Origin of the sequence: Christiangramia crocea, from assembly GCF_022410465.1 — a bacterium.
Lineage (GTDB): Bacteria > Bacteroidota > Bacteroidia > Flavobacteriales > Flavobacteriaceae > Christiangramia > Christiangramia crocea.
Genome location: NZ_JAJSON010000001.1, coordinates 1 through 13,437, shown reverse-complemented (window position 1 = coordinate 13,437; position 13,437 = coordinate 1). Strand labels below are relative to the sequence as shown.

The window sequence follows — 13,437 nt, the reverse complement described above, 5'->3', positions numbered from 1 at the left end:
GTTTGTAACCCTGAAATTTCAATCGATTGCGCTAATAAGAATTTCAATCAAATATATTCAGGAATGTCATTTTAAGTATCCTGTACTGTACTGGATAAGTCTTAATATTTTAAGTTTTTGATTAATTTTGATCGCCTTAATTAAGATAAATTTAGTTTTTAAGTGAAGGCGGCAACTACTTGTTAATTGGTAATTCCCAATCCTACATTTACCTCTTGAGGATCCAAAGTGAATTGCTTTTGCATCAGATCTTTAAGCTTACTAAATATTTCAGGATTTTCACTGATCCTGTTTTTTTGTTCTTCCGGATCTTTTTCAATATTGTATAATTCAAAATCTGAAGGTCCTTCAAGGTGTCTGGTCCTGATAAGTTTCCAGGGATTCTTTATTATACTTTCCTGAAGATGGCCACGAGTGTATATAGTATTCGGTATGTTTTTTTTGTCAGCAATAGAATTCCACATATTTGTACCCTCTCCATATGGAACCGAGGATTGAATACCCGTCATATATAATATTGTAGGCATTAAATCAATTACAGAGATATAGTTATTGTTAATCCCGCTGGATAAGTGATTCTTCCAGTAGATTAGTGCAGGTACTCTTATGCCTCCTTCATAATTTGAAGTTTTATAATCTCTAAATGGATAATTACTTCCCAAAGTTGGATTAGGACCAAACCTTCCATTATACTGTGTATCCGGATACCAGTTTTTCTGAGCACCATTATCACTTATAAAAATTATGATGGTATCATCTTCCAGATTTTCCTCCTGAATTTTTTGAAGTACATTGCCGATTGATTGATCCATATGGGTCATTGCCGCCGCATAATCTAGACGTGAACTATCTGTAACTATCTGTCGATATATCTCTCTCCACTTTTTAGGTTCTTGCAATGGAACATGAGGAGCACTATAAGCCAATTGCAAAAAGAAAGGCGAGGAATCCGAACTTTTCCGGTCAATCCATTCAATTGCTTCCGCACCTAATAAATCAGTCACATGGCCTTCTTCTGTTATAAAACTACCATTCCTATGCCAACTGGAATCACCGTTTTTATAAGTATGTTCGTATTGATCAATCTGACCATGTAAAAACCCATAGGAATAATCAAAACCATAGGCACTTGGACCGCTCTTCGCTTTTAAACCTAAATGCCATTTCCCTAATAGAGCTGTAGAATAACCTCCCCTTTGTAAAATTTGGGGCAGCGTCCTGATACTATCAGGGAGAGTCATTTCACTTCTCCCACTTATAGGCGCAACAATTCCCAGTCGGCTGGCTGGCAAACCGGTTATAAGACTTGCCCTGGTAGGAGAACAGGTGGGATAAACATAAAACCGGTTAAGCTGAACTCCGTTTTTTGCAAGATTATCAATATTTGGTGTCTTAATCTCTGAACCGTGATAGCCGACATCATTCCAGCCTGCGTCATCGGCAATGATTAAAATTACGTTTGGCTTGGAATCACTCCTAACTTTACTCTCCTCCTTACTGGAACCTTCACACCCCACACCTGCCAGGAGAATTAAGAAAATTATGAACTTAAGGTAAAATTGTGAATTTTTCATGAGTCTCTTAATTTCATCTTTATGCTTTTCTCAAAAGGTAAAAGCATTTTAATTACTATATCATTAAGGAAATATCCTGGATTTCAGTTTTCACATCTAAATTTACAGTGGCATCTTTTGGTTAGCATCCTGTACTTTACTGTGAGAACTGTTTAGCCGGCTACGTAAAAGAATGTAAATATGAAGGGTTAACAGGACGGCACAGGATACAAAATATCCATATTTCTGATAATTTTCTCTCCTAATTCAAGATGTTTAGATCAGGAATCTCTGAAAAGATTAGAAAAATGCTATAGTTTTAAGAAGCCAAAATTAGTCCTTTTGATTAAATCCCGTAAAAATTTCAAGCCAGTATGAAACTTCGAACTTTTCATAAAAAGTTTATTTCCTTTTTAGCTTTAAGTATTTTGTGTTTTCAAAATTATAATTGTCAGGAACCTCCTAATAAAAAACTTTCTGAAATAACCCATATAAAAAAGCCCTGGACCCGCTGGTGGTGGATGGGTAATGCCGTAGATAAGGAAAACATAAGAACGAATCTTATTGCTCTAGATAGCGCAGGGATTGGTGGGGTTGAGATCACACCCATCTATGGTGTGAAAGGAGAAGAAGAAAATTTTTTAGACCATTTATCCCCGGAATGGCTGGATATTGTAGACCATACGATTCATGTGGCAGACAGTCTTGAAATGGGAGTGGACATGGTCCTTGGAACTGGCTGGCCATATGGCGGGCCACAGGTAGAAAGAGAATATGCTGCTACAAAACTTGTGGTGAGAAAATATGAATTGCAAAAAGGTAGGCGTTTAAAACAAAAAATTATTCCCGATACCACTAAAGAGAAACAACCTGCAGATCTTTTGTATGTACTGGCCTACGGCAATGAAGGCTCATATAAAGACCTCTCTTCTATATTAACTAAAGATAATCATCTTAACTGGAAAGCAAAAAAAGATAATTACGTTATATACGCCGTGTTTGCAGGTAAAACCGGACAAAAAGTAAAAAGAGCGGCTCCTGGTGGTCAGGGTTTTACATTAGACCACTATTCCAGCGAGGCTTTTCGGGATTATATTGAGCCTTATAATGAGGCTTTTAAGCATTTGGATAATAAGCCCAGGGCAGTATTTAATGACAGTTACGAAGTATATGATACAGATTTCACGCCCCAATTCTTTGAGGAATTTAAAAATAGGCGTGGATATGATCTTAAGCCATTCTTGCCTTTGCTAATTAGTAAAGAAAAAAATAATGAAAAAGCAAGCCGGGTAAGGAGTGATTACCGCCAGACCATATCAGAATTGCTGCTTTACAATTTTGAAGAAGATTGGACAGAATGGGCAAACAAAAAAAATCTAAAAACCAGGCTGCAGGCTCACGGTTCACCCGGCAACCTCATTGACCTTTATGCCGGGGCAGATATTCCCGAGTGTGAAACTTTTGGATCCATGCCTTTTGATATTCCAGGACTTCGGAGAGAAGCGAACAATATCCGGGAGGGGGATGCCGACCCGGTAATGCTAAAATTCTCATCCTCTGCAGCAAATATATCAGGCAAACCATTAACATCCTCCGAGAGTTTCACCTGGTTACGTGACCATTTTAAAACCGCCCTATCGCAAACCAAACCTGAAGCGGAAGAATTACTATTAAACGGGATAAACCATATCTTCTTTCACGGCACCACTTATTCTCCCGAAAGGGCCGAATGGCCGGGATGGAAGTTTTATGCCTCCGTTAATTTTTCTCCCATAAATACCATATGGGAAGATGCACCGGCAATGTTTTCTTATCTAACTAATTGCCAGACCCTGCTTCAATCTGGAAAACCGGATAACGATTTACTGCTTTACTGGCCGATTTATGATGTTTGGGATGATTATTTAGACGGTTCGCTCTTTTTCCAGTTTAAAATCCATTCCCTAAATGAATGGTTACATGGAAGGGACTTCTATACCACCGCCACAGATCTGATGAAAAAGGGTTATAGCCTGGATTTTATTTCTGATGATTTTATAGAAAAGGCCACCGTGCAAAATGGTAAAATTCAACTTCCGGGAGGTAGTTATAAAAGTATTGTAGTTCCGGCCTCAGATAAGATGCCTCTGGAAACTCTACAAAAACTGCTTCAGTTAAAAAAAAAAGGAGGAAGTATCATTTTTAAAGGCATTCCGGAGTCTGTGCCTGGACTTTTTCAGTTCGAATCAAAAAACAAAGAACTTAAACAACTTATCAACTCCAATCAAAACCTGACGAGACCTGATACAGATGTTGTTTCAGCCCTGAAAAAAATAAATATTTATCCTGAAACCCTTGTAGAGACCGGCTTAAAATTTATTAGAAGAAAAAAAGACAGCCAGACAATCTATTTTGTTGTTAATCATACTTCAAAAGCCTTTAACGGATACCTTCCCCTAAATGTAAATTCAGAAGTGGTTGCAATTTTTAATCCAGAAACCGGCGAAAAGGGCCTGGCTGAATTACAGGACCTGAAAAACGGAATTAGTGTAAAAGCAAAAATCTTGCCTGGCGAATCTATATTTTTTATAACAGATCCTGCGGAAGATCTGGTAGAATGGCCATATTATGAAACATCGGCAGTAAAATATGAGATTGATAATTCCTGGAATATAGAATTTTTAAAAGGCGGACCAAATTTACCAGAAAATACTACAATAGAGAAACCTGAATCCTGGGTTGAAATGAGCGAAACAGCAGAAGCCTTTTCAGGAACAGCAGCCTACACTTCAAAATTTGAAAAACCGGACTCAAATGCAGATGCATGGCTTCTTGAGCTTGGGGATGTGCGGGAAAGTGCTAAAGTATGGATTAATGAAAAATTTATAGGAACGGCCTGGTCTAATCCCTTTCAGCTTAGAATAGATGAATTAAAACCGGGAGAGAACAGCATTCGCGTTGAGGTCACTAATCTTGCTGCAAACCGCCTCAGAAACCTGGAGCAAAGAGGTGAAGAATGGAAGATTTTTTATGAAATAAATATGGTAGATAAGGATTATAAAAAATTTGATGCAACTAAATGGTCTCCTACTCCTTCAGGATTATTAGGACCAGTAACCTTAACCCCTCTCATTAAACAGAATTAATATTTAAACATGAAAGCAAAATCATTTATAGTTTTTACCTTTTTACTGAGTTTTTCCAGCATTATTATTGCACAGGAAAGTTTTGACCGTACACAAGTTTTAAAACAAATGCAACTGGCCAATAATTACTTTATGCAAAAATGGCCTGATGTAGGCAAAACAATCATTACCAATAAAGAGCGTCCCAGCAACATCTGGACACGCGCTGTTTACTACGAAGGCTTAATGGCGCTTCATGAAATTTATCCCAAAAAGGAGTATTACCAGTATGCATTAGATTGGGCAAATTTTCATGACTGGGGCTTCCGCAGTGGTAACGAAACCAGAAATGCGGATGACTACTGTGCGGCGCAAACCTATATTGATCTTTATAATCTGGAACCTGATTCAGAAAAGCTGAAAAATACCAGGGCTTGTATGCAGAAATTCCTGCATACCCCACAAAATGGCGACTGGGACTGGATAGATGCCATCCAGATGGGAATGCCAGTTTTTTCTAAAATGGGAGTTCTGGAAAAGGATCCTCGTTACTTCCAGAAGATGTATGAAATGTATATGTACACTCGTAATAAGGAAGGCGAAAAAGGATTGTTCAATGAAGAAGACGGATTATGGTGGCGTGATGCCGATTTTGACCCTCCCTATACCGAACCTAATGGTGAAGATAGTTATTGGAGCCGTGGAAATGGCTGGGTAGCCGGCGCTCTGGCCAGAGTACTTTCAATCATCCCTGAAGATGCACCTCACAGAGACCAGTATATCGATGATCTGAGAACAATGGCTGAGGCCCTTACTGAAGTTCAGCGTGAAGATGGATTTTGGAATGTTAGTCTACACGATGAAAATCATTTTGGCGGACCGGAGTTATCAGGAACCGCATTATTCGTTTATGCTATGGCTTACGGTGTTAATAATGATCTCCTGGACAAAGGGAAATATTTACCGGTTATTGAAAAAGGCTGGAGGGCAATGACAGAAAAGGGTCTTCATGACAACGGTTTTTTAGGCTATCTGCAATCAACAGGAAAAGAGCCAAAAGATGGACAGCCACTATCTTACGATAAAGTACCTGATTTTGAAGATTATGGTTTAGGATGTTTCCTGTTAGCAGGAAGTGAAGTTTATAAACTTGAAAACGGCTTTTATTAAAAGATATGGATTATAAAAGACTTCTAGTTATAGTAATTATTCTGTTTCAATGTAATTTGTTTTTTTCCCAGGAGGAAGTTCTTCCAGTATGGCCAGATAAAATCCCGGGTGCTATATCAGCTAAAAATTACCAGGAGCAACCGGTGATGAGAAACGGAGTGCTTACTGGCACCAGTAAGGTGACCCAACCTGAAATAAGTGTTTTTTCTCCTGAAAATCCCAATGGAACAGCTGTTCTCATATTGCCTGGCGGCGGATATGGACATTTGGCTATTGAAAAAGAAGGTTTCAAAGTGGCCAGGTGGCTAAAGTCTCTTGGAGTAACCGGCTTTGTTTTAAAGTATCGAATGCCCAGTGATGAAATTATGGAAAATAAAGCGATCGGGCCTTTACAAGATGCACAGGAAGCTATGAGAATAATCCGGGGAAATGCCGAAAAATGGAACCTCGACAAGGAAAAAATTGGCGTGATGGGGTTCTCAGCAGGAGGCCATCTTGCTGCAACGCTTTCTACAAAATTCGACCTGGAAACTTATGAAGCTGATAAAATAAGTGCCCGACCGGCTTTTTCCGCTCTTATTTACCCGGTGATTTCTATGAATAAAGATATCACTCATATGGGCTCCAGAAATAATCTCCTGGGAGAAAAAGCATCTGATGAGCAAATTAATACATTCTCAAATGAGCTAAATGTTTCATCTGAAACTCCTCCTGTTTTTCTGGCACATGCAACCGATGACCAAGCCGTGCCTGTAGAAAACAGTATTCAATATTTCCTTTCGGCAAAAGATAATAAGGTTCCTGCTGAATTACATATTTATGAAAAAGGAGGTCATGGTTTCGGTCTTGGTACCATGGCGCCAAACGATGAGTGGCCGCAAACGTTTAAAAGCTGGATGCAGGTTCATAAGCTTGTAGAACAGGATTCTGTCTTTGTTTTTTCATATTTTAAAGGAAATGGAGAGGATGGGCTTCACCTTGCCTACAGTAAAAATGGTCTGAATTGGAAAGCCCTTAATAATGATAAATCTTACCTTAAACCTCAACTTGGAAACGAGAAACTCATGCGGGACCCATGCATCATTAAAGGCGGTGATGGCAGGTATCATATGGTATGGACCGTAGGCTGGACCGAAAAAGGCATTGGCTATGCGTCCTCTGAAGATTTAATTAATTGGTCTGAGCAACAATATATCCCTGTAATGGAACATGAAGAAAAGGCAAGGAATTGCTGGGCACCTGAACTTACTTATGACCATGTTAATGATGAATATATGATTTACTGGGCCACTACCATTAGAGGTGAATTTCCTGAAACTCAAATTGAGGCTGATGACGGTTATAACCACAGGATGTATTATACAACCACAAAAGATTTTAAAAATTTTAGTCCTACAAAGCTTCTTTTCGATCCAGGCTTCAATATCATAGATGCTAGTCTCATCAAGGCAAATGGGCAATATTACATGTTTCTGAAAGATGAAACCAGAGAGCCGGAACAAAAAAATATCCGCACAGCGACCGCACAAAAAATTGCAGGCCCATATAAAAATGTAAGCAAACCTATTACAGGGGATTACTGGGCCGAAGGACCTACAGCAGCCAAAATAGGCGACTACTGGTATGTGTTTTTTGATAAATACACTGAAAAAAAATACGGAGCCGTAAGGTCATCAGATCTAAAAACATGGGAAGATGTTTCTAAAACTATTAGTTTTCCAAACGGAATAAGGCATGGAAGCATTCTTAAAGTTTCTGAAGAAACCCTGGACAGGCTTAATGAGTAGTTTGGTTTCTATTGAACTTTTTTGAATTGCCTGTAGAATTGGGCTATTTCTGTCTTGGACAAGCTTCGATGGATTAAAAGTTGATTTCTAAAGCTTAGGCTCTCACCTTTTTCAATAGGGACCGGATTTTTCCCTGGAAAAGCCAGATTTTGCATACTACTGGCGCTCCTTAAAATCCATCCCTGATAGGAAGGTAAGTTTTCGGGGTCGCCCATAATTACAATTGCTGAAGATTCATTGGAAGACGGATCAAAATGGCCTGAAATATTTACCCAGGGTCCTGCCTGAACTGGTAAATTCATTGGTTCAACTTCACCTTTTACCGAACTGAACATCACATCTTCGGGCAATTTAAGCCTGGCCGAAAATCCGCCATAGCCTTTGGCATCCTCAGAACCTCCTATAGCAATCCCCTCAACCAATGCGGTTAATTTGATTCTGAAATTCAGACTAAAAATATTTTCCCCGATTCGATCAAATGATATCTGCAGGTCTTCTCTTATCACCGCTTCTGAAGTGGCTTCGAGAAGCCAGAGCACCTGAGAAGAAAGTATAGCTTCACTATTATTTACTTCAGTTTCCGTTTCCCGGATCTTCCACTTAATACCCTGATTTAGCCATGGATCGGCTATTCTTTTTCCCTTTGCGTAAAGCTGGTGCCAGGCCCAGAAAATTCCATGGTGATGAGGATGGTCCATAGGAAAGTCTTCTGTAAGAATTTCTCCGCCCAAACCATATAGCGGATGTATATAATTTGTGCGTGCAAAAGGACTAACAGTATCTACTGGAGAAGTACGATAAAAATATCTTGGTTCCCCGTTTTCCAGAAGTACAATTCCATCAGAGTTTTCTTCAAATTCCATCTCCTGGGCCATAGCGAGTAAATGAGATAAAAAGAGGAAAATTATAACTAATATTTTTGGTTTGATGATACCCATTTTTCCTTTTTATTAATTCTACGGTTTTTTAAGCAATATATTTTCTGAAGGCAAGATATAATTTCCTTAAATAAAAAATTTCACTGGAATAAAGCTATTAGCAGTTTTAAATAAAATAGAAAGATTAATTATCATTACCATATTGAGAGGTTTCTTCTATAACCTCAAGAGGATTCCAGTCATCAGCAACTGGGGGATTATTATATTTAGTACCTAAAACATTCTGAATCGTGTACAAATCGGCCTCCTCCTTTGTTAGTATATCAACCCATTCCACACGTTGTGAAGTGGCACCTCCTTCACCAGAAGATCTATATTCAGCATACCTTGCTGTAGCTTCATTGTCCGGATTACCCCAGTTATTCCATCCTTCGGGTTTTATGCTTGATGACATTTCAGTATTAATAAAAGCAACCGCTGCATAGGGTCTCCAGGGTCTTCCAAGGGTTGTGATATTAGGTCCTGTCCCGGTTATATTACAATTTTTGAACACATAGCCATAGGTCACATATTCTTCGGTAGAAGCGGCCGTAATAGCACTCCCGCCTTTAGTAAATAGTTCGCAACTATCGAAAAAAGCCGTAGAAGGTCCAAATATGAAATCGGTAGAGCCTTCTATATAGCAATCCTTAAAATATTGCCTACTCCTACCTCCATACATGGTATCCTGCCAGCCAAGAAAGTGGCATTTATTAAAAACAGCCTTGTCACCACCTATATAGATAGCTAGAGCCTGACCAACCGGTCCCGCCGAGTTTTCAAAAGTTATGTATGTGCGTAGAATTCGTCTCCATAAATATAAGTGCCTGAGGATCCACTAGTACCATATTCCCATCCGGTTTCTGGATTCAGTTTTGACTCTGTTTATAATGCATTTATATACCTTTTTAGAAAATAGCCAAAATGCACCATCAAACGTTTATAGATCAGCTCAATGGTGCATTTTTTTAAATGACTAGTTAAGATTAATTTCTTTTTTCAGGATTAATATTCAAATGCCCCCAGGTCTGGTGCAGACCCATTATACGGCAGACCAACATCAACTCCCTTGTCTATTAAATCGCTGTCTGCTTCCAGATGTAAAAAACTTACTTCAGGAAGACTTCCGTCAGGTTTCCGTGGTCCGGTTAATTCGGAATAATCTATACTTACAAAATCATCTACCGTAGCTTCTACTCCTTCCATGGTCCAGCTATTGTTGGTAACATCTAGTGTAGTCGCATTGATACTTCCCACGTCCCCAAGAACATTAGAATTTTTAATGGTCAACGCGCCAAGCGGGTTGGTACTTCCAAAACCATAATTAGTTCCATTATCATATGCAGAACAATTGTACAGGGTCACTTCCCCTCTGTTACTGTTATGATCAAAACCATCATACCTGTTACCAACCGAAATAGACCTGATATAGATAGCATTATGCTTCAGGTCCTTATCATCACTACCTCCAGTCTTAAAGCCATTTCCGTCTCCGCCACTTACAGATCCATCCTGTAAATATCCGTTTTGAATGGACCAGCAGTCTTCATGAGTAGTAGTAACATTATCGGCACTTCTCAGGTAACCGTCCCAACCATCATCAAGGTTGTTCCAGGCTCTACAGCCTACGAACTTATTACCGGTTCCCACATCCAGTTTAGCTGCAAATCCATCAGCATTCTCTAAAGTTGAATCGGCATTGAAATAAGAATCGCAGTTAAGGATGGTATTTTCTGAAGCCCCGCTTCCTAACTGAAGTCCTGTATCTGAACATTCAGAAAAAGTACAGAATTCAATCAGGTTTCCATTACCGCTTATATACATCCCATTATCGCCGGCCTTGAACACATCGATCCCCTTAATATGCCAGTAACTTGCATTTAGTTCAATTCCCCTGTTTGAAGAATTCTCACTCATAGATGAGAAATCAAATTTTGGCCTGGTGTCGTCACCGGGATGAGCCAGCAGGGAAATCATGTTGCCATCACTTCCATTGGCATTAATTTTTATAGTTGAATCAAAAACGTAGTCTCCTCCACGTATATAAATATTCTCCCCAGCAGTGGCGGAAGCAATGGCATCCAGAATTTCCTGTTCTGAACTTACGATCTTACCATCAATTGAAGAGGTATTTTCACCGGTTCTGAATGAGTAAGTATTACTTATAGCAGTGTTTTGACCGTCACTGGTCTCTACATGCCAGTAATAAATACTGTTTGGCTCAACTTCTATTTCCATGGAATTCACGGTAAGCCCTTTCCATTCTTCCAGCGGCTCCTGTTCACCGTCAACGGTATCGGCAAATAAAGTAAATGTAAGCGGTTCTCCATCTGTATCGGTCAGGGTTGCCTCCCATTCAAGAGTGATTTTCCCATCTACAGGTGAAACCTCTGCTCCCGAAGATGGCGTGGTTAAGGTTGCCGGAAACGGAACATTGTTCGATCCCGGTGGTCCTGCCACATAAAACCTGTAAGCTTCAGACTCAGCAACATCTTCACCGGAATTTTTAGAAATTACTTTCCAGGAATAAGCATTCCCTCGTTCCAGTCTAACCATAATCTCCGTGGTATTGAGATTAGGTCTTTGCTTCACTTCCTGCGTTTCCAAATTGGTGATCACCAGGTCGTATGTTTCAGCATTGGCTGCCTCATCCCATTCGAAAAAGACTTCAGCCATATTGGCCACGACTTCTCCTACTTCACATTGTGTATTGTCTGCGGGTAGAACCAGACTGGCAACACCAGGTGCTTCCGGTACAGCAATAGCCGCATCATCGTCTTCTGAACATGATAAAGTTATGCCTCCAATAAGGAAAATGAGGAGTAGCTTTATATAAAATGTATGATTGTATTTTCTCATGACTTAATAACTTTAATAGATTTACTTACATGGGCCGATTTCAAATTGAGGAAATAAACTCCGTTTCGATAAGTGGTTAGATCCAGTCTAATTACTCGATCTTCAGGAACTTCCATATCCTTTGAGATATAGGTCTGACCATTAAATCCATGAAGTGAAACATCTATATTTCTATCCTCCCCGTTGATATAAACCTTTAGATCACCCTGGGTTGGATTTGGGAATACCACTACCTCTTCAGAAAGTAACACTTCCTTATAAACAGTACCCTGGCATTCAGAATCACCTTTGATACTTATTTTATTCTTCCCTTTTTCAAGATCCAAAAATATTCTGGATTGGGTTGTTGTGGTGATTTTTCCATTATGTTCAATGGTATACTGATCTCCTCCTGAAAGTGTGAAGGCTACGGTATTATTTCCATAATCTACAGATGAATAGGCTGCAAGTGGGGTAGGACCTTCAATTGTTACCCTAAAGCATTGTTCATAATCTTCTCGACCATCAACAGTAATACAAACATCATAAGTCCCTGCATCCAAACCTTCAATATCTGAAGAGAAACCGTTAGATGATGAAAGGCTTGCGGAAGCTTCAGAAGGTCCGGAAACCACTACATTATAAGTATAGTTGGTATCTGCTGCAGTAATACTTATGGAACCATCGCCTGAACCGTTACAGCTCACTTCATTTGCGATAATACTGTAATTATTTGCTGCAAGATCAAACACCTCACAACCAAATACATCAACTACCACTCCTTCAGGAGTATCAGGACAATTATCATCAAAATTGATAACTCCATCTCCATCATCATCCTCACAAACATCCCCAATTCCATTTTCATCTGAATCGGCCTGATCTGGATTAGGTGTATACACACAATTATCATCAGCATTTAAAATTCCGTCCTCGTCAAGATCACCAAATGGTCCATCAGGTACGGCTTCAAATACGATATCCTGGCTTGTCTCACCGGTTATTTCAATTTGATTATCTGGAATGTAATAACCTTCAACGCCTCCACTTATAGTATAATTGACGTTAGGCTCCAGTTTAACTGTATATGTTCCAGCTTCAGTATCCACAACAGCTTCCGGCACATAAACTGCCTCAGCAGCATTGGAAGTAAAATCCAGGTCCAGTTCAGAAATCTTATCATCAAGCCCAAGGATTGAGCCGGTAACATTATAAAGCTCAACCTTTTCAATTGTTATATCGCGAGTGGTTGTACTTTCAGTTAAACTTAATGAGGTTCCGTTGGAAATAACATACTCATCGGCTCCTTCCAGGGATAAGCTATATTCAAAACCTGTAGGTAACTCAAGCGAGTAGCTCCCATCTGTAGGCGTCACACTCCAGGTTTTGCCTTCCTCTATAGAAAATACTATAGCATAATCTTCAGGTATTCCGGGGGCTTCAGTTATATCCACATTTCCAGAAAGAGTTACATAAGATGCCGGTTGACGGACGATCCTAAAGTAACTTGGTTTATCAACCCCATCATAGATATGATAAGTACCACTGGTCTTAGCCACAAAGTTCAATTCCTTTAGTTCCCCACTGGTTTCAACTACATCATTCTGTAGTTCAGGATCTGCAGCGTACTCAAAATGTATCTCGCCGTTTCCATCCTGGCCAGAAGCCCAAAGGGTAACCCTATCATCTTCATTAAGTTCGATGCTGAAGTATCTGTCTGTAGCACCTCTCGAATTCACATAGATCCTTCCCTTAAAATCTTCATAATCATTGATATTATCATCATAACGGGTGAGGTCGGTGTTTACAGTTCGTAACCGATCATTTCCACCACCTGTCCAGCTTAGGTCACCGGCAGTAAAATCTGGAAGAACATTTCCGGAACTTCCTGGAGTAATAGATTCGTCATACCAGGAATTGATAACTTCTACAGTTAATTGATTATTATACTGGGAATTGTCAAGCTGTGCAGCACCAAAATCCCATACATCTCCGGGATTATCAGTTGGCTCCGGTTCCGTTGGCTTACTTTCGCGAACAATTCTGAAATAACTAGGTTTCCCGGTAT

General features: G+C 39.6%; 8 protein-coding genes. 3 read left to right on the top strand and 5 right to left on the bottom strand.

Annotated elements, in window-relative coordinates:
- Window positions 1-182: 182 nt before the first annotated feature.
- On the bottom strand, window positions 183-1,574 hold the full coding sequence (locus LU635_RS00040) for a sulfatase-like hydrolase/transferase (RefSeq protein ID WP_240095141.1): 1,392 nt from the start codon (window positions 1,572-1,574) through the stop codon (window positions 183-185).
- A 353-nt stretch (window positions 1,575-1,927) separates the two neighbouring features.
- Here LU635_RS00040 and LU635_RS00035 point away from each other — a divergent pair, with 353 nt between their 5' ends.
- Genes LU635_RS00035 through LU635_RS00025 form a run of 3 tightly spaced genes read left to right on the top strand, consistent with a single transcriptional unit; the run spans window position 1,928 to window position 7,614 of the window.
- Window positions 1,928-4,678, top strand: a complete 2,751-nt coding sequence (locus tag LU635_RS00035; RefSeq protein WP_240095140.1) for a glycosyl hydrolase — start codon at window positions 1,928-1,930, stop codon at window positions 4,676-4,678.
- Window positions 4,679-4,687: 9 nt separating this feature from the next.
- Window positions 4,688-5,827 carry a glycoside hydrolase family 88/105 protein gene (locus LU635_RS00030; protein WP_240095139.1) on the top strand — a complete coding sequence of 380 codons (1,140 nt, stop codon included), beginning with the start codon at window positions 4,688-4,690 and terminating at the stop codon, window positions 5,825-5,827.
- 5 nt (window positions 5,828-5,832) lie between these two features.
- On the top strand, window positions 5,833-7,614 hold the full coding sequence (locus LU635_RS00025) for a family 43 glycosylhydrolase (protein ID WP_240095138.1): 1,782 nt from the start codon (window positions 5,833-5,835) through the stop codon (window positions 7,612-7,614).
- An 8-nt stretch (window positions 7,615-7,622) separates the two neighbouring features.
- Here LU635_RS00025 and LU635_RS00020 read toward each other — a convergent pair whose 3' ends face one another.
- The 4 genes from LU635_RS00020 to LU635_RS00005 all read right to left on the bottom strand — a co-directional run.
- Window positions 7,623-8,552 carry a DUF6807 family protein gene (locus LU635_RS00020; RefSeq protein WP_240095137.1) on the bottom strand — a complete coding sequence of 310 codons (930 nt, stop codon included), beginning with the start codon at window positions 8,550-8,552 and terminating at the stop codon, window positions 7,623-7,625.
- Window positions 8,553-8,676: 124 nt separating this feature from the next.
- Window positions 8,677-9,321, bottom strand: a complete 645-nt coding sequence (locus LU635_RS00015; RefSeq protein ID WP_341482101.1) for a pectinesterase family protein — start codon at window positions 9,319-9,321, stop codon at window positions 8,677-8,679.
- 215 nt (window positions 9,322-9,536) lie between these two features.
- Window positions 9,537-11,390, bottom strand: coding sequence for a right-handed parallel beta-helix repeat-containing protein (locus LU635_RS00010; RefSeq protein WP_240095136.1), 1,854 nt, complete (start codon window positions 11,388-11,390; stop codon window positions 9,537-9,539).
- The coding region (locus LU635_RS00005) for a thrombospondin type 3 repeat-containing protein (protein ID WP_240095135.1) at window positions 11,387-13,437 on the bottom strand (2,051 nt) is incomplete at its 5' end. The genes LU635_RS00005 and LU635_RS00010, both read right to left, overlap by 4 nt.